Genomic DNA, 19915 nt, shown 5'->3' on the forward strand with positions numbered 1-19915 from the left:
TCAAAGGATGATAAGAAAATACCGTGCCAAACTTAAAATTGCTGTCCAATAATAAAGTGTGTTTCCCAACCATTTTTCTTGGTTTGTCCAGGTAAGGCATCAAAACCATTACCGAAGTCAATACCTAACAATCCAAATGCTGGCATGAAAATACGTAATCCGACACCCGCTGAACGTTTGAGATCAAATGGGTTGTAGTTCTTGAAACTATCAAATGAATTACCACCTTCTATAAATCCTAAAGCGAATATTTTTGCTTGTGCGCCTAAGGTAATTGGGTAACGAAGTTCTACTGAAAATTTATTGTAAATCGTTCCACCATCTTGCGAAGACAAGGATTGGTTTGGATAACCTCTCAAGGCTATCGATTCTCTACCGTCTAATGAATAGTTGCCTAAACCATCTCCTCCAACAAAGAAACGCTCAAAAGGAATAACACCTCTATCTTGATTGTAAGCGCCAAGGAAACCAAACTCAAAAGCCGATTTAAGGATTAATTTGTTTGCAACCACGTTGGTGTACCAATCGCCTTTGAATTTAACTTTATAAAACTCCAACCATTTGTAACGCTCCTGATCGATTTCTCCCATACGTGCATAATCATCATTTTGATCATTGGGTCTCAATGCTGCTCTTTCCTCTTTTAAAGCTGTATAGTCAACATTGTTCAGCAATGAATACGGAGGAGTGAATTTTGCGGTGACAGCAAAGCTAGAGCCTCCTGTTGGGAAAACAGGATCGGTATAGGTGTTGTTTCTGCTCAATCCAATGGTGTACGCCAAGTTGTTAGAATAGCCATTACCAAAAGTAAAGAGACCAGTATTATAATTCTGTAAATCATAATGCTGGAAACTTACCGCTTGGGATAGCATAAAGTAATCATCAGGCTGTGTTAAACGTTTTGCAAGTCCAACAGTAATCCCAGAAATGTTGAAACGCTTACTTTTGTCCGCATCTCTGGTCATTGGATTGTACAAGAATTGTCTGGTATGTGATAATGAGGTTGAGAACTGGATTGGACGTTTTCCACCCATCCATGGTTCTGTAAATGAAAAACTATAGGTTTGATAAAAACGACTTGCCTGTAAACGTAAAGCTAAACTTTGACCATCACCTGTTGGTACAGGTTTGTAAGCTTCTCCTTTAAAAATATCTTTAATTGCAAAGTTGTTGAAGGATAGACCAAGGGTTCCAATAAAACCGCCACCACCGTAACCACCTTGTAATTCAATTTGGCTAGAACCTTTTTCAACGACGGAATATTCCATATCCAAAGTCCCTTCATTAGGATCAGCATTTTTGAAATTTGGACTCAATTGTTGAGCATCAAAGAAACCTAATTGTCCAAGTTCTCTCACTGTTCTTACTACCGCCGTTTTGCTATAAAGCTGACCTGGTCGTGTTCGTAATTCTCTATAGATAACGCGGTCATTGGTTTTATCATTTCCAACGACAGATACGTTATTAAAGTAGGCTTGTTTTCCTTCTGAAATGCGGATTTCCATATCAATAACATTACCCTCGGCACTGACTTCAACGGGATTGATGGTTGAGAATAAATAGCCGCTATCTTGGTAAAGCGTCGATATGTCCTGTGCATCTGGCCTTGAATCGTCTGCAATTCTCTTTTTTAATTCGACACCATTATAAGTGTCTCCTTCTTTAATACCTAAGATTGATGCCAAATATTGATCAGAAAATTTTGTATTTCCAACAAATGCAATTTTACCAAAGGTGTATTTTTCACCTTCTTCAACTTTAATGTCAATGGCAATCATGCCATCAGAGACACTATAGATAGAGTCAGAAATGATACGGGCATCTCTATAGCCGTTTTCTTTGTATTTATTAATAACACTAACCAAGTCTTCCTTGTAGTCCGCTTTTACGTATTTGGAACGTTTTAAGAAGCGTACTGGGTTTTTTTGCTTGGTTTTTTTCATGGCCTTTCTAAGCTTCTTGTCGCTTAGTTTTTCATTCCCAGAAAATGTTATATGACTAATTTTTACTTTGTCGTTTTTCTCTATGTTCACGACCATGTTAACCCTAGTTTTTTCAATAGAATCCACCACAGGAACGGTAGTTACCGTAACTTTGGTATTGTAAAAACCTTCTTTTCTATATTTATTGGTAAGGTAATTTTTGGTCGTCGTTATGAGGTTTTCAGTGACTTTTACACCTTTGGTTAACTTATTATCCTTAATAATAGCCTCTTTTTTACCTTTTTTGACCCCTTTAATGGCCAGCTCATTCAGTTCAGGCAAATCTTGAAGGCTGATTTCTAAATAAGCCATGTCGCCTTCTGTCTTGGTAAGGAAAATATCGATGTTGCTAAAAAGATTGGATCCCCAAAGTTTTTTAAGTGCTTCACTAATACGCTCTCCAGGGATGGCGATAACCTCACCTTTTCTTAAGCCTGAGTACGTGATAATTGTAGCTTCGCTGAAATTCGTATCGCCTGTGACGACGATTTCTGCTATAGTGTAATTTTGACCTGAATTATATGGATTTTCCTGCGCCGTTGAAGCAAGGGATAATAAAAGAAAAAAGGCACTGAAAAGAGTATTAGTAATTGTTTTCAAAAGCGTGTTATTAGCTAAGTTGTTCACTTGTTTTTCCAAATCGTCGTTCTCTATTTTGATAGTCTATCAAAGCGGTATATAAATCATGCTTTTTAAAATCGGGCCATAAAATACTGGTGAAATATAATTCAGCATAAGCAATTTGCCATAACAAGAAATTACTGATTCTTTGTTCGCCACTGGTCCGGATGAGCAAGTCTACATCTGGCAAATTTTGCGTGTAAAGATGCTTATTAATAATGGATTCGTCAATAGAATCGATTGAAATTATATTATTTTTAACTTTATCAGATATTTCCTTAACCATATTTATGAGTTCTTCTCGCGACCCATAACTCAAGGCTAAAGTTAAAACCATTCGGTTATTGTCCTTTGTTTTTTCGATGACTTCTTCAAGCTCTTCTTTAGCTTTTTCAGGTAAATCTTTAAGGCAACCTATAGCGTTAAGTTTGATGTTATTATCTTGAAGGGTTTTGATTTCCTTTTTCAGGGATTTAACCAAAAGCTTCATCAAAGTTTGAACTTCAGTTTTTGGACGGTTCCAGTTTTCAGTAGAAAACGCATAAAGGGTGAGGTGCTTGATGCCTATTTCGGCACTCGCTTCCACCACTTCCCGTACGGATTTCGTGCCTCTTTCATGACCAATCACCCTAAGTAGGCCTTGTTTTTTTGCCCAACGGCCGTTGCCATCCATGATGATGGCTAAATGGTTAGGGAGTTTGCCGGTATGTATTTGTTTTTTTAAATCCACTTAATAATTGCAATAGCAAGGTTTTTGTCCAAAGGTGTAAGTTACAGTTATTCCAGAAAAAACATACCAATCATTGCTGTTTAAATTTCCGAAGCTATAAGACTGTAGATTTTTGGAATCAGGAACACTACCGTCAAGTTTATCGGAGAAGGTATATCTAACGCCAATTTCAGCCGCTAATACCAGACCCGGACCTGCGGTTGTTTTAAAGCCTACTACAATTGGAATGCCGAGAGCCCAACTTTGACTATTCTCGGAGATGGGCATAATGGGATCGTTATTAGGTGGTATAGGTTGTGTGGGATCAAAATAGAGATTTTTATGTCTCGCAGCCGAAATACCAGTATATAAATAAGGTGTCATTTGAGGATCTGAACTATGTAGGTTAAAATCCAAAAAGGTAAACTCCATTCCTGCAGAAAATTCTAAAAGTGAGTTTTTAAACCCATAATTACGTTCCAGTCTTCGTGGGTCATCTGAAGAGTTATCCTTGCCTTCCAGTTCTGTAAAAAGTATGGAGGCTCTATACGAATGTCTCGGACTTCTATTCCATTTCAGCATGAGTCCGCCTGCTGGATTGTTAGGTGATATATAATTTGTTTTACCAACATCCCCAATAAAATTACTGTTGCCAAGGAAAAAACCGACTTCGTAAATTTGCGCTTGGATGTTTGATACGAAACAAACACTAAAGATTATTAAAATGATAGACCTCATAAAATTTTAAAGTTTGCAAATATAATAAATAAGATTAGCCTTTAACAATTTGAAACAAATTGTATTACAGATAAACAGTATTTAAAAGATTTTATTGTTTAGTTGCGTTTATCTTCTCCCCAAAGAAGTTTTTTACGCAAAGTATCAATGAAGCTTTCGCTATGAAGTTCAATCATCTTTATCTTAAAGTCTGCTTTTTTAACAGTTACGATAGTGCTGTTGTGCAGCGTTGCAATTCTTGAGTCTAATGAAATGAGATAAAAGTCTTCCCGGCCATCTACTTTTAATTGGATTTCGGTATGATCGGGGATAACCAAGGGTCTCGCACTCAGGTTGTGAGGTGCGATTGGTGTGATGACAAAACTTTTAGCACTTGGCGACATGACGGGGCCGCCGCAACTTAAAGAATAACCTGTAGAGCCTGTAGGGGTGGAGACAATTAAGCCATCTGCCCAATAAGAAGTTAAATACTCGCCGTCCAGATGTGTTTTTACCGTAATCATGGAGGTTGTGTTTTTTCTGCTCACGGCCACTTCATTAAGTGCGAAATTAAGTTGTGTAAGATCCTTGTTTTCTGGGTGGGTCTCAACACACAATAGGCTGCGTTCTGAAATTTTATAGTTGCCTGCAAAAATATGGTCAATGGCGCTTTCAATTTGAGTGTTTTGGATCGTAGCCAAAAAACCTAGACGCCCTGTGTTAATACCAATAATTGGTATGGAAAGACTGCTGACATAAGTAATTGCTCTTAAAATTGTACCATCGCCACCAATGCTTATGAGCAGATCATACGAATCGTCCAAGGTTTGAAAGGTTTCAAATGTTGGCCCCTCCAATTGATCGGCAATAAGTTGATAGAAGCTGTCCTCAATAAATACCTCCGATTTTTTATGGGCTAAATAATTTAGAAGGGTGCTGACACAAGTTTCGTTGCCCTTGTAATATTGGCTATAAACTGCAATTTTCATAGCGTTACATATTAAGGTATTTTTTCAAGTATTCTGAGCGTTCTTTTAAATTCTCAACATAAGTATCTTCTTCATGACCAGAAATGATGTTGTAGCTATAGCGTCTAAAAGTCTGTATCACATTATTAAGTCCAGTGCTGCCAATTTTGAGCGTGATTTGCACCATGTCATTTTCCATTTTAGAAATAAAAGCGCCTAATATTTTGGCACTATTGGACTCGACGATTTGACTGATTTCACTGAAGGAATAAGCTTCAATAGCTTTTTCAACAATCAAAGTGCCTCCAGGTTCTGAGAAGAATGGCGTGTCATTAAAAATCCCAATGATGTCATTGAGTTCATAGTAGCCTAAATAGTTGTTCTCTTCATCTAAAACCGGCATGATATTGCAAGAGTGCTGGGCGAAAGTTTCTAAAACATCCAGCCAATTGGTTTCTGCTCTCACAAAAAAGCCTTCTAAGGAATGGGCGCAATCTAAAATAGTTTTGTCCCCCTCAAAGCAATGCACGTCCGTTTCAGAAATGCATCCTAAATACACTTTGTCCTTCTCAATGGGGATGTGGGAATAGGTCAATTCATTGAACATCATTTTAAGATCGCTGACCTTGTCATTAATGTTCAGTGGCTTGATGTCGTTGATAATGTACTCTCTTAGCGGCATGTTCTCGGATTTGTTCCTGCAAAATAATTAAAAATAACTACAATAAGCATCATCTACTTCGTATTTTTGCTCAATAAAACAAAAGCTATGACAAAGTTGAGCGTTAATATCAACAAGATTGCTACCCTTAGAAATTCAAGAGGTGGCGATGTTCCAAATGTGGTGCAATTTGCAAGAGATGTGCAGAAGTTTGGAGCCCAAGGTGTGACGATCCATCCAAGACCCGATGAACGACATATTCGTTATCAGGACGTGTATGATTTGAAATCAGAAGTTTATACGGAATTTAATATTGAAGGCAATCCTATCCGTCAATTTGTGGATATGGTGCTTGACATAAAACCGACACAGGTCACGTTGGTGCCCGATGCGGAAGATGCGATCACTTCAAATGCAGGTTGGGACACCATTAAGCATAAAGATTTTTTGGTGGACATCATCAAGGAATTTAAACAAAATGGAATCCGCACCTCAATTTTTGTGGATCCAGTTTTAAAACAGATTGAAGGTGCAAAAGTTACCGGAACGGATAGAATCGAACTTTATACCGAGGCCTTCGCCAAGGATTATGACTTAGGCAACGAAATGGGCATCAAGCCTTACGTCGAATGTGCGGTTTTGGCCAGTGCGTTGGGCTTAGGCATTAATGCAGGGCACGACTTATCCTTAGATAATATTAAATTTTTCAAACAGAATATTCCCGATTTGTTGGAAGTTTCCATTGGACATGCTTTAATTTCAGAAAGTCTGTACCTGGGGATTGAAAATGTTATCAATATGTATTTGAGGCAGTTGAAGTAGTCCGCAGTCTTCAGTCTTCAGTTGGCAGTCTTCAGTTGGCATTTAGAGGAGAGCAGATGTTTTGTTTTTTGCTATCATCCTTCATCCCTCATCCGTCAGCCGTCATCTGTCATCGATCATAAATCAACAATCGTTAATCGTCAATCGTTAATCTTTTCATCATGCATCTTTTTTCAAATATTTTAGGCGAAGGCCAACCCTTTATTTTTCTCCATGGATTTTTGGGGATGAGTGACAATTGGAAAACCATCGGCACAAAATTCAGTGAGGAAGGTTACGAAGTGCATCTTATTGACCAGCGTAATCATGGACGAAGTTTTCATAGTGACGAATTTAACTATGAAGTCATGGTTGCCGATTTAAAACAGTATTGTGATGAACATCAATTAAAAGATTTTGTGCTTTTGGGACATTCCATGGGCGGAAAAACGGCGATGTTGTTTGCAGTGGAATATCCTGAACTCGTTTCAAAATTGATCGTTGCAGATATTTCGCCACGCTATTATCCGGCGCATCACGACGACATTCTAAATGGGTTGTCAGCATTAGATTTTCAAACGCTTAAAAGTAGAGGCGAGGCCGATGAGGTGTTAAGTAAATATGTATCAACTCTTGGAATCCGACAGTTCTTACTTAAAAACTTATATTGGAAAGAAAAAGGCGTGCTTGCCTTACGCATGAATCTTGAGGTTTTGAAAGAGCAGTCCAGTGAGATTGGGGAACCTTTGCCAATGCACGCCAAATTTGAAAAAGACACCTTATTTTTACGCGGCGATCGGTCAGAATATATTTCGCTTCAAGACGAAAGTTTGATCCACGCCCATTTTCCGAAATCAAAAATCGTTACAATCTCCAATGCTGGGCATTGGTTGCATGCTGAAAATCCAGCCGACTTTTATACAGAGGTTAGCAATTTTTTAGGCAAATAATAGTGCATTTGCTATTTTTAATCTAAACCAATATTAAAACCGACATGAATTTAATTCTCAAATTACTTTTAAGCGCGCTTGCCGTGGTCATTATAGCAAAATTCCTTCCTGGAGTACAACTTGCTGACGGATTTACATCGGCCATTATTCTGGCCATTGTATTGGCGGTGCTAGATGCTTTCGTCAAACCGATCTTGGTCATTTTAACCTTGCCTATTACCATTATTACTTTAGGTTTATTTCTTTTAGTAATCAATGCGGTCATCATTCTTTTGGCAGCGAAGTTTATGAGCGGTTTTTCAGTTAGTGGTTTCTGGACTGCCTTGCTGTTTAGCTTGCTCTTATCGTTTTTGCAATCCATCCTATATTCTCTCATGGACAAGGACTAAGAGCAGTCTATAAATCAACTGTTTAAAAACTTTGATTGGATTTAAAAAATATGTACTTTTGCATCCCCATTTTTGATGAGTGAATCATGCGTTTTTTGGTTCATTTTAGAAAGAAATGGAAAGCATAAGTGGAACGAATTCTGCCTGTTAGCAGGGTTTTGATAGATAAAAAGATAAAACGCCATTAGGCTATATTAATTACAATATGAATATTACAAGAGAAGACATTGACGCATTAAATGCTGTTGTAAAAGTAGATATCGTTAAGGAAGACTATAGCGATAAAGTAGAAAAAATTCTTACGGATTACCGTAAATCAGCTAACATTCCTGGATTCAGAAAAGGACATGTACCAATGGGAATGGTTAAGAAGCAATATGGAAAAGCGGTATTGGTTGATGAAGTCAATAAACTTTTACAGGACGCTCTTAAGAAGTATATGACTGAAGAGAAATTGGATGTTTTGGGCAGTCCATTACCAAAATCTCAAGATGATTTAGATTGGGATGCGGATTCTTTTTCATTTGAATTTGAATTGGGCTTGGCGCCAAAATTTGAGGTAGAACTTAAAGGAAAAACTCCAATCACGCAATACACCATTGTTGCTGATGACAAAATGATCGACGGTCAGGTCGAGCACATCCAAAAGCAATATGGTAAATTGGTTTCTGAAGATGCGGTTTCAAAAGATTCTGAAATTACTGGTGTTTTTGCAAACGAGGAAAAAGAAATCAATAATAAAGCGACTTTTACTTTAGATAAGATCAAAAGCAAAACTGCTGAAAAATCTTTAATCGGAGCTAAGGTTGGCGATGTGGTGACTTTGAAAACTAAAGGCTTGTTCAATGACGACCATGACTTAATGAAGTTTTTAAAAGTGGCTCATGATGATGCCCATGGATTGGATGTTGAGGTTTCTTTGACTATTGAAGAAGTCAACAAAAGAGAATTGGCCGACTTGGATCAAGAGTTGTTTGATAAGTTGTTTGGTAAAGATGTTGTGACTTCGGTAACGGATTTAAAAACCAAAATCAAGGAAGATTCAGAAAAGCAGTTTGGACAACAAGGCGATCAAAAGTTTTTGAATGATGTTACTGAGTATTTGGTTGAGCATACAAAATTTGACCTTCCAGCAGCGTTCCTGCAAAAATGGATGCAAACTGCCGGAGAAGATGAGTTGACTGTAGATCAGGCTAAAGAAGAATACGAAAATTCTGAAAAAAGCATGCGCTACCAGTTAATCGAAGGTAAATTGATTGAAAAATACAATCTACAGGTTACGTTTGACGATTTAAAGACTTTTGCTAAGGACATGATCAAAGTACAAATGGCGCAATTTGGTCAAATGGATCCACAAGATAAAGAATTGGAAGATATTGCGGCACGTATTTTGTCTAATAGAGACGAAGTGAAACGTTTGTCAGAGCAATTGATGAGCCAAAATTTATTGGAGCTTTACAAAAAAGAAACGAATCATAAAGTTAAAGAAATTACTTATGATGATTTCGTAAAAGAGTTTTACAGCTAATAATTATAATTTAAATCGTTATATTTAGAGCGTAAAACTGTTAGGTTTTACGCTTTTTTTTGACTACTTAATAGTCATCAAGATATCCCAAGGATTTTGGGGTTTTAATGAATTTAAGAACTAAAAAATACTTATGAATTACGGAAAAGAATTTGAAAAATTCGCAATAAAAGATCAAGGCATTAGTAGTACTTATTATAATCAAATCATGAACAGTATGTATCCTGTTGGTTTGACGCCCAATATTATCGAAGAACGTCAAATGAATGCAGTTTCAATGGACGTTTTTTCTAGACTGATGATGGATCGTATTATTTTTATGGGCACTGGCATCAATGACCAAGTGGCTAATATAATCCAGGCGCAATTGTTGTTCTTGGAAAGTACGGATGCCTCAAAAGACATTCAAATATATATCAACTCTCCAGGAGGTAGTGTATATGCTGGTCTTGGTATTTATGATACTATGCAGTTGATCAAACCTGATGTAGCAACAATTTGTACAGGGATGGCAGCCTCAATGGGTGCTGTTTTATTATGTGCGGGAGCTAAAGGAAAACGCAGTGGATTAACGCACTCTCGTGTCATGATTCACCAACCGCTAGGTGGTGCGCAAGGTCAAGCGAGTGATATAGAAATTACCGCTAGAGAAATAGTCACCCTAAAAAAAGAACTTTACAACATTATCAGTAAGCACACCGGTCAGGATTATGAAAAGGTGTATGAAGATAGTGATAGAGATTACTGGATGAAAGCTGAAATGGCCAAGGAATACGGTATGATCGATGAAGTTTTAACGGGTACTAAAAAAATATAATTTCAAAGGATTTATAGCAATCGGATTTGAGATTTAAAATTTAGAATTAAAAGAGTTATGGCAAAGGAAGTATTAGAATGTTCGTTTTGTGGTAGGAAAAAGCCGGAAACCAATTTACTGATCGCAGGGTTAGATGCACATATATGTGACAGATGTATTGAGCAGGCCCATGGGATTGTTTTAGAAGAATCAAAGCAAAGTGACAACGCCGAATTGTCCTCAGAATTGATGCTTAAGAAACCTATGGAAATCAAGAAGTTTCTTGATGAATATATCATAGGTCAGGATTATACAAAAAGAGTGATGTCTGTTGCGGTTTATAACCATTATAAGCGTTTGTTGCAACCGGCAAGCAAAGATGATATTGAAATTCAAAAGAGCAATATTGTCATGGTGGGTCAAACCGGAACCGGAAAAACCTTAATGGCAAAAACTATTGCAAAAATGCTCAATGTGCCTTTGGCCATTGTGGATGCAACGGTATTGACCGAAGCTGGTTATGTAGGCGAGGATGTGGAAAGTATATTGACACGTTTGTTACAGGCTGCTGATTATAATCTTGAAAAAGCCGAAAAGGGTATTGTTTTCATTGATGAAATCGATAAGATTGCTCGTAAGAGTGATAATCCATCCATTACCCGGGATGTTTCGGGAGAAGGTGTTCAGCAGGGCTTATTGAAATTATTGGAAGGTACAGTTGTTAATGTCCCGCCAAAAGGAGGTCGTAAGCATCCTGATCAAAAATTCATCGAAGTTAATACCGAACATATTTTGTTTATCGCTGGTGGTGCCTTTGATGGGATTGATCGCATTATCTCAAAACGTCTGAATATGGCGGCTATTGGCTACAAAGCGGCAACTCAAGGTGACGTCATCGATAAAGATAATTTACTCCAATATATCATCCCAAAAGACTTAAAGGATTTCGGATTGATTCCTGAAATCATTGGTCGTTTGCCAGTGTTGAGTTATATGGATCCTTTAGATGCTGAAACATTAAGAGCGATTTTAACGGAACCAAAAAACGCCATCATCAAACAGTATAAAAAACTCTTTGAAATGGATGACATTAAGTTTACCATTACAGATGGTGCTTTAGATTTTATTGTGGGTAGAGCGATTGAGTATAAATTGGGCGCTAGAGGTTTGCGATCACTTTGTGAAGAAATCTTAACGGATGCGATGTTTGAATTGCCAAGTGGCAATGAAAAGAAACTTCACGTTACCAAGGAATATGCTGAAGATAAATTGGATAAAACCACATTGAAACGCTTAAAAGCGGTGTCTTAAAAGTTTTGAACCTATATAAAAGCAAAAACCACTCTATTTCAGGGTGGTTTCTTTTTTTTGGATTTAAAAACTAATATTGCAAAAACAATGCTTTAAATATATTTACAACAGAGGACTATTGTTTTGCTTCTTTATTCAATAGTGCACATTTTAAGGTGCTATATTGATTGCTTTACTGTAAATATAATAGCTTATTTGAGAGATAAAAACGACACGCCTTGTTTTTAGATAAAGCCTACTTTATTTTCGTTATAAAAATAAAATTTGTCATTTTCTGCGCTAAACGGCCTTACACATTTAACTTCAGTAGGGCGTCCATATATTGCCGCGTGTTGGAGAGCCGTGGCACCTTGTGTTGTCCGCCCAATTTGTCTTGCTGCTTTAACCAATCATAAAATAATTGCGGTCTTGCCAACTGAATTTTCGGACTGTTGAGCGTGATGTTATTGTACCGTTTCGCCTCATAATCAGAGTTTAGGGATTTTAGAGCGTTATCGAGCAGTTCATTAAAATAATTGATGTCTTCTGGAGGTGTTTTGAATTCTATCAGCCATTCATGAGCACCTTTTTCTTTGCCACTCATAAAAATGGGTGCCGCGGTATAATCAACAATTTGAGAGTTTGTTTTTTTACATACTTTCTTTAGGGCGTCTTCCGCATTTTCAATGATCAGTTCTTCTCCAAATACATTAATATGATGTTTGGTTCGTCCGCTGACCTTAATGCGATACGGCTGTAAGGAGGTAAAGCGAATGGTGTCTCCAATCTTATAGCGCCAAAGTCCCGCATTGGTCGTGATGACCACCGCGTAGTTTTTGTGTTTTTCAACTTCTGCTAACGGAATGATGCGCTGCTCAGGCGTGCCATAAGCATCCATCGGAATGAATTCATAAAAAATGCCATAATCTAACATGAGCAAAAGCTCACTTGAGCTGTTCTGATCCTGAATGGCGAAAAAGCCTTCAGACGCATTATAAATTTCATAATACCTAAAATCCTTTCTGGGCAAAATGGCTTTGTACTGATCTACATAAGGTAAAAAGCTGACGCCGCCGTGGAAATAAACTTCCAGATTTGGCCAAATATCAAAAATATCTTTCTTGTTGGTAGTTTCCAAGACATTGTTCAAAAGTACCAACATCCACGAAGGTACTCCTGCCAGACTTGTAACGTTCTCATTTATGGTCTCATTAACGATGGCTTGCATTTTATGTTCCCAATCGCTCATCAAAGAGACTTTACTGCTTGGGGTGCTGCTAAATTCGGCCCAGAAGGGCATATTATCAATGAGGATGGCGGATAAGTCGCCAAAGACAGTGCCATTTTCTTTGTAGAGTTCTTTGCTTCCACCAAGCCTGAGGCTTTTTCCTGTAAACAATTGTGAATTTTCATTATTGTTGAGGTACATACACAATAAATCCTTGCTTGCGGCATAATGACAGTCTTCTAGAGATTCAGAGCTCACGGGAATGAATTTGCTTTTCGCATTTGTCGTGCCGCTTGATTTTGCAAACCACTTGATCGGTGATGGCCAGAAAATATTGTTTTCGCCCTTTCGGGATCTTTCAATATTGATCTGATTTTCTTCATAAGTTGAGATAGGAATCCGCTCGGCAAAGGTTTGGTAGTTAGTAATGCTCGCAAAATCATAATTTTTGCCGATTTCAGTGTCTTTTGCCGTGGTCAATAAGTCCTGGAGCAATTCATTCTGTACTTCATTAGGGTACTTTAAAAACAAATCAATTTGATGGAATCGCTTTTTCAAGAACCATGAAGCAATTGAATTAACTAATGGGATTGACATATTTGTAGTATCTTTAAAGACTAAAAATAACACTTTTTTTAAATACAATCTTCTAAATAAATTTTTAAATAAATGACGTATCAAGGGGTCTTAACCAAAATGGCAACTGAGTTTTCACAACCTATTCAATATTATCTTGTTTTTGAAAATGATTTCATTAATATGAATCAACTATTGAATAAAACGATCACGATTCAATTTGTTGGCTACCAATGTCTCAACTGTTCATTATACAAAGCTATTTACAGACAAGGCTTTTGTAAAAGCTGTTTTTTTGACATCCCACAAGCGGCCGATTGGATCATGCGACCAGAGTTAAGTACAGCACATTTAGATCAAGAAGATCGCGATTTAGAATATGAAAAAAAGGTGCAGTTGCAGCCGCATATTGTGTATTTGGCAAATTCCAGTAATGTCAAGGTAGGCGTGACTCGAAAAACGCAAGTGCCCACACGATGGATTGATCAGGGTGCACATGAAGCGATTGAAATCGTTGAAGTGCCTAACCGTTATTTGGCGGGTGTTACTGAAGTCGCCTTAAAGGATTTTGTGGCCGATAAAACCAATTGGCGCACGATGTTGAAAAATGAGATTGTTGACGAGAATTTAGTAGAATGGCGCGATCGGTTAAAACAATACATTCCAGAAGCGGCACGAGATTATTTTATTGCGAGCAACACAGAAACTAATATTGAGTTTCCTGTTTTGCAATATCCTGAAAAACCAAAAAGTCTTAATTTGGAGAAAACACCCAATTATCAGGGGGTTTTAAAAGGGATCAAAGGGCAATATCTCATTTTTGAAGATGAAACGGTTTTCAATATCAGATCTAACGAAGGATTTGTTGTAGCACTTTCTGTGCAATAAATAAAACTGTTAATATTTAATTGGGACAATAAATTTTCTGAGGTGCGAACGGGAGGCTATGACGCAAAGTTTCGCAAAGTTTTTTTGAAGGTTCGCAAAGAGCTTTTATGTTGTCTTTTCTCATAATCTTCCGAGGAAATAACTTGCCAATGTTGAAGATTTCTTCCAACAATTTTTCACTTAATCCCAATTAACATTAATTTACAATTCTAAATTCTCTTAAATCTTCATTTTTTCGTAATTTAATGTAAGGTGTTGTTACACAGAGCTGCTCGAAATTTGTCAAAGTTGCACGAACCAGATTGTTACTTTTCGATATTTTGTGAATGGCAAATAATTTCTTTGTGAAGCTTGAATTTCACTTTGAATGCCATTGCGTTATAGCTATTATAAATACAAGAAACCATGAAAATACCAGTCCTGTTTTATGTTGCGCTCGCCACGTTTCTATTAGTGACCTTGGTCATTATGGTCAGTATGAATACACCCTTAAATTGGGTGTTTTATGTGACCTGTATAGGAGAGGCTTCGGTGGTGTTTATGGTGTATAAGGTATTGAGAGATAAATATACCACAAACAAAACCTTTAAGGATTTTTACGAAGATCATCCGATCGGTAGGGAAGAACGACATCTCGAAAAATAAAAAAATCACGTCGGAATGACGTGATTTTTTTATATTAAATAGTAAGAGAACTATGCGTTTTCTTTATCTCTTAAACCTTGTATATAAGATGCTTTTTGCATTTGGCGCCTGTTCTTAACTGAAGGTTTTGTGAAATATTGATTTTCTCTTAAAGTCTGCATTACTTTCACATTTCTGTGTTTACGTTTATAACGCTTAATTGCGCGTTCAATATTTTCGCCTTCTTTAATTTCGATTCTTAACATAAATAGTTTTTATAGTATATAGTGTATTTAAGACTATCCCAAATACGTTTTTAAAATTTTACTTTTTGAGGTGTGCTTCAATCGTCGAATACCTTTTTCTCGTATCTGACGTACACGTTCTCTGGTTAAATCAAAGGTTTTTCCAATTTCATCCAAGGTCATTGGTGGTTGATTGCTCAATCCAAAATTCAATCGGATCACATCACTTTCTCTTTGAGAAAGTGTATTGAGCGCTCTATCAATTTCCAAACTTAAAGATTCAGTCATTAAAAGCTGATCAGGTCTTGGAGAATCGCCATAAGAAACAACATCATATAAACTTGAAGTTTCTCCTTCTTTTAGAGGGGCGTCCATTGATACATGGCGTCCAGAATTTCTCATGGACTCTTTAACATCCTTCACTGTCAAATCCAATTCCTGGGCAATTTCTTCAGCACTTGGTGGACGTTGGTGTGCTTGCTCTAGAAATGAAAAGGCCTTGTTGATCTTATTGATCGAACCAATTTTGTTCAAAGGTAATCTAACTATTCGAGATTGTTCGGCTAAAGCTTGAAGAATTGCTTGACGAATCCACCAAACGGCATAGGAAATAAACTTAAAACCTCTAGTTTCATCAAAACGTTTGGCTGCTTTGACCAAACCAGCATTCCCTTCGTTAATCAAATCGGGTAAGGTTAAACCTTGATTTTGATATTGTTTTGCTACCGATACCACAAAACGGAGATTGGCCGTTGTCAGTTTATCTAAAGCTTCCTGATCGCCTTCTCTAATGCGTTGTGCTAATTCTACCTCTTCATCAGCCGTAATCAATGACAGCTTACTAATATCTTGTAGATATTTATCAAGAGATTTAGATTCCCTATTTGTAACCTGCTTCGTAATTTTTAATTGCCTCATCTATTCTATTCAGTTTTTAAAAAGTTATCTTACATTATAACTTAATAAACGACAAAACCAAAAGCTTTCACATTACTTTAACGCAATTCGCTGAATTTCTGTAAATTTGAGGTTATTTTTGATTAAAAAGATGAAAACTTCTCAAATTTCAGATAAATCTGAGAAGTTTACGTTGCGTTAATTTACGGTATCTTTTTTCTTCTTATTCTTATTGAAAATATCCTTTATTGTATTCTTGATAACTTCTCCACTGTTTTTGATGCTGTCTTTTTTGATAGGCGCTGGTTGCATATGGGTTGAATCTTTGGTCGTTGTTTGGGGAGTTTGGGTCTTGTCGTTAGTTCCTCCTAAAACGCCACTTAATAAATCCTTGATTTTATCGGTGCCTTTGCCAATCAATTTTTGCTTTTCGATTTCAATGAGCTGGGTGGTCAAATTGGTTATGCCACTTGTCAAGTCTGTCGAAACTTTTGGATCTGTAAACGATCCGAAAATTTTTGCAGATATAGGAATGGAAAGTTTATTGACTTCATTGTCATTAATCTTTCCGATAAGACGGTTCACATCGCTTCCTAAATATTTAGCAGGTACATTAAAAACAGCATCATAAGTCATGGTTTTGTCGAAGCCATGTGCTCCAGAAACGGTGATGCCGATATCTTTATAGGCCAAGTGGAAAGGTTTAACCTGAACTTTACCGTTGGCAAATTCTAAATGGGCCTTTAAGTCGTGCAAATCTAATTTTCCAAAATCGATAAAACTCAAGGCGCCTTCCAGTTTTGATAAAAGCGGACTTGCTTTCTCGTCAATATCGGTCGTCAATACTTCAGCAAGCGCTGATCCTGAAATAGTATTTAGATTTGGAGAAAATTCTTTATCCAAGGTTCCTGAAATTTTAATGGTACTGTTCAATTTACCTTGAAGTACTTTGGCTATTGGCGCCAAATTTTGTAACAACTCTAAACCTTTAAAGGATTTCGAAATGTCAAAACCATTAACGTCTAAATTGATACTAAAAGATGGTGTGTCAGATTTGGTGTTGACATTTCCAGACATGGATAAGATGCCATCAAATAAACTGGAGCTCAAATTATTGATAGTCGCTTGTTGGTCTTTAATGGTCAAAACACCTTTGACATTTTTCAGATTAAGATTGTCATAAATAACCGTGTTGGCGTTAGCGGTAATGGTAGCATCTAAAAATTTCGGGATTTTCAATCCTTTTGTCGTGGTTGCAGCTTTTTTGGAAGTTGCTGCCGTAGTCGATTCTGTTTCTTCGCTCATGAAATCGCTCAGCGCCAAAGTGTTGGAGTTGAGTTTGAAATCTCCCGTTAAATTCACTTTTTTGCTCATCATAAAGCCAATCAAATTATGAATGGTTCCTGTGGCTGAAATATCACTTTTTCCGGTTTTCGCGTCAAAACTATTTAAGGTCACGGTCGATGGATTAAAAGTCATATCTGCTTTTGAAATATGAAGCGGCTGGTTCATCGCATCCGACGTAAACACCAAGTTAGTGATGTTCGCGTTTCCTGAAGCTTTAATGCGGTCGTAAGCGTTTGTTTCAATCGCATTCATGTCAAATGAAGTGTGCAGTTTCGCTTTTAGGATGCCGCTTATTTCATTGTCAAGTTCTAAAGGATAGGCTTTGGTAAGATTAGCCAGATTTAAAGTGCCGTCCACATCAGCGCTCACTTGCATATTGCCGGTAAGATTCTTGATTAACGCTGACGATTTGAAAACGTCGCTATCAATTTTAAAATTTAAAGTATTGATCGCTACATACGTGTCCGCAGCAATTCCGGTGTCGTTTTTGATTTCGGTATCAATGACGATATTTTCAACACGTTTAGGTAAATCTGGATATTTGAACGAGGCGTTGTCCGATTTAATGCTGATGTCCAAGGTTGGAATGGTAGTTTCGGTCAGTTTGCCTTTCACAATCCCAGTGATGTCAAAGTTACCTGTAGTGTCTACTTTATCTAAATCTTTTGAGTAGGTAGCTGGAATTACCGCTAAGAAATCTTTAAACGTAGAGCCGATGTTTTTGAATGAGATATCAATGAGTTGACCTTCGTCTATTAGTTGCACAAATCCATTAAACTCAATTGGCAATTGGTTGATAAGGGCTTTGTTTTCTTTGAAGGTATATTTCTGTGCACTTAAATCCATGTCGATAAGGGCGTCTAATTTCACATGGTTATTGTTTAAATAATTGGTGCTATCCATGGTGAGGCTCACGTTGGCTTCCGATTTGGTGTCCAATTCACCCACGTCGCCCGAAAAGGTTCCTTTTCCTGAATGGGTTAATTCGGTCAGATAAAACTGCAGGTCGGAAGTCATATCAATATAGGTCAAAGCGCTGTTTTTAATGCTGTAATCCTGAATGTCGAAAGAAAAACTAGAGTCTTTGGTATCTTGCGAAGGTTCAGATTTCTTTACAATGTCGTAGTTGACATTTCCAAAAGCATCGGTTTTTAGGGTCAATAGGGCTTCGTTGACGTTGATGGAATTAATGACAATAGCTTCGTCAGCCGATTTGAAAAGCTCTTTTACTGACATCGTAAAGTTGATGTTTTTTGCAGTGACAAAAGTTTCGTCCTTAAAAGGCTCAAAATTGGTAATGACCAAATCGCTCACTTCAACGTGGGCCTTCGGAAAGCTTCTGAACAAACTCAAGCTCACATCGCTAAATTCTACATTGGCGTTGAGATTTTGATTGATGAAATTTTTGACCATACCTTTTATTTGCGATTGAAACACAAAAGGCAATGCAATTAAGAGGATAATGATAATTAATAAGGTAATTCCGGTGATTTTTAGAAACTTCTTCATTGAATATTTAGTTTTTGCTTCCACTAGTTGAAAGCCTTAGAGTTAAGTAGGTATAATATATACGCAAAGTATAATTTTATAGATGGCAACTGTTAAAGTTAAGTAAAACTTTAGCAATTTTTGAGGCTAAAATGATTTTAAATTATGGAAAGACCAAGATATAAAAATGTTGTCAAGAATGACATTTAGTTCTTGAGCAAAATGAAGAGTTATGTGTTAAGAATTTCAATTTACTATAATCCATATTTTAAGGCTGTTGTCTGTCTGCTTTGAAGAAATGTTATGTAAACCTCCACTTGCTATCGGGCTTTTTAAATGTTTTTTTCAGTCAAAATAGATTACAAAGTGGTTTTGTTTTCTTTATTTTGGCATCACATATGAATGAATCTCATAAAGTTTACATCGCACTTGGCAGTAATAAAGGCGACAGATTAAAACATCTGCAAGATGCCGTTGATCTTATATTTAGACGTATTGGTAAAATTAATAGTTTTTCAAGAGTGTATAATACGCCTGCTTTAGGTTTTGATGAGGATGCATCTACTGAAGATTTTTACAATGGCTGTATTTTTATTGAAACTCATTTTTCTGCAGAAGAAGTGATGCAACAGCTTTTGACTATTGAAACTGAGCTTGGACGTACACGCCATTCCAGTACAGGATACGAATCCAGAACCATTGATTTGGATGTTATTTTTTATGACGATGAGGTTATGGATTCCGAATTCATTACCACGCCACATCCTCAAATGCATAAGCGCAAGTTTGTGTTACAGCCGCTGCATGATATTGCGCCTAAAGTAATGCATCCTAAGTTTGAGAAGTCAGTGCTGCAGCTTTTGGAAACGTGCCAAGACGACAGTGAGATTGAGCCCATTAATATTTGGTTAAAAAACCCCATGAAGCAGTTTGGGTTTGGTAGCCATAATTATATTGCCATAGAAGGAAATATAGGTGCGGGAAAAACGAGTTTGGCGAATCAAATTTCAAACGATTTTAATGCCAAATTGATTTTAGAAAGGTTTGCCGATAATCCCTTTTTGCCGAAATTCTACGAAGAGCCACAGCGTTATGCCTTTACTTTGGAAATGTCATTTTTGGCCGATCGTTACCAGCAAATCAGCGATGATTTATCGCAATTAGATTTATTCAAGGATTTTATGGTCAGTGATTATGATATTTATAAATC

Annotated in this window: 18 protein-coding genes; 9 read left to right on the forward strand and 9 right to left on the reverse strand. The window is 37.1% G+C overall.

Features of this window, described 5'->3' with window-relative positions; translation table 11 throughout:
• Positions 1–32: 32 nt before the first annotated feature.
• The 5 genes from ABIQ28_RS00355 to ABIQ28_RS00375 form a co-directional block, all read right to left on the reverse strand.
• Positions 33–2621 (reverse strand): POTRA domain-containing protein, encoded by a 2589-nt coding sequence (locus ABIQ28_RS00355; RefSeq protein WP_348034758.1) that lies wholly within the window; start codon positions 2619–2621, stop codon positions 33–35.
• Entirely contained in the window at positions 2593–3333 is a 741-nt protein-coding gene (locus tag ABIQ28_RS00360) for an isoprenyl transferase (RefSeq protein ID WP_348034759.1), read from the reverse strand. Before ABIQ28_RS00360 ends, ABIQ28_RS00355 begins: the two co-directional genes overlap by 29 nt.
• The gene (locus tag ABIQ28_RS00365) at positions 3334–4050 is read right to left on the reverse strand and encodes a DUF6089 family protein (protein WP_348034760.1); all 717 of its coding nucleotides are present in this window, start codon (positions 4048–4050) and stop codon (positions 3334–3336) included.
• Between the two features lie 98 nt (positions 4051–4148).
• A complete protein-coding gene (locus tag ABIQ28_RS00370) occupies positions 4149–5018 on the reverse strand; it encodes an NAD kinase (RefSeq protein WP_348034761.1) in 870 nt (289 codons plus the stop codon).
• A gap of 4 nt (positions 5019–5022) precedes the next feature.
• The gene (locus ABIQ28_RS00375) at positions 5023–5679 is read right to left on the reverse strand and encodes a CBS domain-containing protein (protein ID WP_348034762.1); all 657 of its coding nucleotides are present in this window, start codon (positions 5677–5679) and stop codon (positions 5023–5025) included.
• An 87-nt stretch (positions 5680–5766) separates the two neighbouring features.
• Between ABIQ28_RS00375 and ABIQ28_RS00380 the strand changes: the two genes are divergently transcribed.
• The 6 genes from ABIQ28_RS00380 (at position 5767) to clpX (ending at position 11433) form a co-directional block, all read left to right on the forward strand.
• Positions 5767–6480, forward strand: a complete 714-nt coding sequence (locus tag ABIQ28_RS00380) for a pyridoxine 5'-phosphate synthase (protein ID WP_348034763.1) — start codon at positions 5767–5769, stop codon at positions 6478–6480.
• 161 nt (positions 6481–6641) lie between these two features.
• A complete protein-coding gene (locus ABIQ28_RS00385; protein WP_348034764.1) occupies positions 6642–7409 on the forward strand; it encodes an alpha/beta fold hydrolase in 768 nt (255 codons plus the stop codon).
• Positions 7410–7453: 44 nt separating this feature from the next.
• On the forward strand, positions 7454–7798 hold the full coding sequence (locus tag ABIQ28_RS00390) for a phage holin family protein (protein ID WP_348034765.1): 345 nt from the start codon (positions 7454–7456) through the stop codon (positions 7796–7798).
• Between the two features lie 205 nt (positions 7799–8003).
• Positions 8004–9326 (forward strand): trigger factor, encoded by a 1323-nt coding sequence (tig, locus tag ABIQ28_RS00395; RefSeq protein WP_348034766.1) that lies wholly within the window; start codon positions 8004–8006, stop codon positions 9324–9326.
• Positions 9327–9459: 133 nt separating this feature from the next.
• Complete coding sequence (clpP, locus tag ABIQ28_RS00400) at positions 9460–10143, forward strand: ATP-dependent Clp endopeptidase proteolytic subunit ClpP (protein ID WP_348034767.1); 684 nt, start codon at positions 9460–9462, stop codon at positions 10141–10143.
• A 57-nt stretch (positions 10144–10200) separates the two neighbouring features.
• Entirely contained in the window at positions 10201–11433 is a 1233-nt protein-coding gene (gene clpX, locus ABIQ28_RS00405) for an ATP-dependent Clp protease ATP-binding subunit ClpX (protein ID WP_348034768.1), read from the forward strand.
• A 289-nt stretch (positions 11434–11722) separates the two neighbouring features.
• Here the strand turns inward: clpX and ABIQ28_RS00410 are convergent, their stop codons facing one another.
• Positions 11723–13237 (reverse strand): GH3 auxin-responsive promoter family protein, encoded by a 1515-nt coding sequence (locus ABIQ28_RS00410; protein WP_348034769.1) that lies wholly within the window; start codon positions 13235–13237, stop codon positions 11723–11725.
• A gap of 72 nt (positions 13238–13309) precedes the next feature.
• On the opposite strand from ABIQ28_RS00410, the gene ABIQ28_RS00415 reads away from it, so the two are divergent.
• Complete coding sequence (locus tag ABIQ28_RS00415; protein WP_348034770.1) at positions 13310–14104, forward strand: DUF2797 domain-containing protein; 795 nt, start codon at positions 13310–13312, stop codon at positions 14102–14104.
• 405 nt (positions 14105–14509) lie between these two features.
• Positions 14510–14749 (forward strand): hypothetical protein, encoded by a 240-nt coding sequence (locus tag ABIQ28_RS00420; RefSeq protein WP_348034771.1) that lies wholly within the window; start codon positions 14510–14512, stop codon positions 14747–14749.
• Positions 14750–14799: 50 nt separating this feature from the next.
• On the opposite strand, the gene rpsU is transcribed toward ABIQ28_RS00420, so the two are convergent.
• The 3 genes from rpsU to ABIQ28_RS00435 form a co-directional block, all read right to left on the reverse strand.
• Positions 14800–14994 (reverse strand): 30S ribosomal protein S21, encoded by a 195-nt coding sequence (gene rpsU / locus ABIQ28_RS00425; protein ID WP_348034772.1) that lies wholly within the window; start codon positions 14992–14994, stop codon positions 14800–14802.
• Between the two features lie 33 nt (positions 14995–15027).
• Positions 15028–15891: an RNA polymerase sigma factor RpoD/SigA gene (locus ABIQ28_RS00430; RefSeq protein WP_348034773.1), complete on the reverse strand. Its 864-nt coding sequence runs from the start codon at positions 15889–15891 to the stop codon at positions 15028–15030.
• Between the two features lie 177 nt (positions 15892–16068).
• A complete protein-coding gene (locus tag ABIQ28_RS00435) occupies positions 16069–18726 on the reverse strand; it encodes an AsmA-like C-terminal region-containing protein (RefSeq protein WP_348034774.1) in 2658 nt (885 codons plus the stop codon).
• A 377-nt stretch (positions 18727–19103) separates the two neighbouring features.
• Here ABIQ28_RS00435 and folK point away from each other — a divergent pair.
• On the forward strand, positions 19104–19915 hold an 812-nt coding region (gene folK, locus ABIQ28_RS00440; protein ID WP_348034775.1), incomplete at its 3' end, for a 2-amino-4-hydroxy-6-hydroxymethyldihydropteridine diphosphokinase.

Origin of the sequence: Gelidibacter sp. (genome assembly GCF_039916245.1) — a bacterium.
Classification (GTDB): domain Bacteria; phylum Bacteroidota; class Bacteroidia; order Flavobacteriales; family Flavobacteriaceae; genus Gelidibacter.

What these genes read in the sequence shown, in the direction of transcription:
- ABIQ28_RS00365 (WP_348034760.1), bottom strand. Translation starts at nt 4,050, where the DNA reads ATGAGGTCTATCATTTTAATAATCTTTAGTGTTTGTTTCGTATCAAAC.
- ABIQ28_RS00370 (WP_348034761.1), bottom strand. Translation starts at nt 5,018, where the DNA reads ATGAAAATTGCAGTTTATAGCCAATATTACAAGGGCAACGAAACTTGT.
- ABIQ28_RS00375 (WP_348034762.1), bottom strand. Translation starts at nt 5,679, where the DNA reads ATGCCGCTAAGAGAGTACATTATCAACGACATCAAGCCACTGAACATT.
- ABIQ28_RS00380 (WP_348034763.1), top strand. Translation starts at nt 5,767, where the DNA reads ATGACAAAGTTGAGCGTTAATATCAACAAGATTGCTACCCTTAGAAAT.
- ABIQ28_RS00385 (WP_348034764.1), top strand. Translation starts at nt 6,642, where the DNA reads ATGCATCTTTTTTCAAATATTTTAGGCGAAGGCCAACCCTTTATTTTT.
- ABIQ28_RS00390 (WP_348034765.1), top strand. Translation starts at nt 7,454, where the DNA reads ATGAATTTAATTCTCAAATTACTTTTAAGCGCGCTTGCCGTGGTCATT.
- tig (WP_348034766.1), top strand. Translation starts at nt 8,004, where the DNA reads ATGAATATTACAAGAGAAGACATTGACGCATTAAATGCTGTTGTAAAA.
- clpP (WP_348034767.1), top strand. Translation starts at nt 9,460, where the DNA reads ATGAATTACGGAAAAGAATTTGAAAAATTCGCAATAAAAGATCAAGGC.
- clpX (WP_348034768.1), top strand. Translation starts at nt 10,201, where the DNA reads ATGGCAAAGGAAGTATTAGAATGTTCGTTTTGTGGTAGGAAAAAGCCG.
- ABIQ28_RS00410 (WP_348034769.1), bottom strand. Translation starts at nt 13,237, where the DNA reads ATGTCAATCCCATTAGTTAATTCAATTGCTTCATGGTTCTTGAAAAAG.
- ABIQ28_RS00415 (WP_348034770.1), top strand. Translation starts at nt 13,310, where the DNA reads ATGACGTATCAAGGGGTCTTAACCAAAATGGCAACTGAGTTTTCACAA.
- ABIQ28_RS00420 (WP_348034771.1), top strand. Translation starts at nt 14,510, where the DNA reads ATGAAAATACCAGTCCTGTTTTATGTTGCGCTCGCCACGTTTCTATTA.
- rpsU (WP_348034772.1), bottom strand. Translation starts at nt 14,994, where the DNA reads ATGTTAAGAATCGAAATTAAAGAAGGCGAAAATATTGAACGCGCAATT.
- ABIQ28_RS00430 (WP_348034773.1), bottom strand. Translation starts at nt 15,891, where the DNA reads ATGAGGCAATTAAAAATTACGAAGCAGGTTACAAATAGGGAATCTAAA.
- ABIQ28_RS00435 (WP_348034774.1), bottom strand. Translation starts at nt 18,726, where the DNA reads ATGAAGAAGTTTCTAAAAATCACCGGAATTACCTTATTAATTATCATT.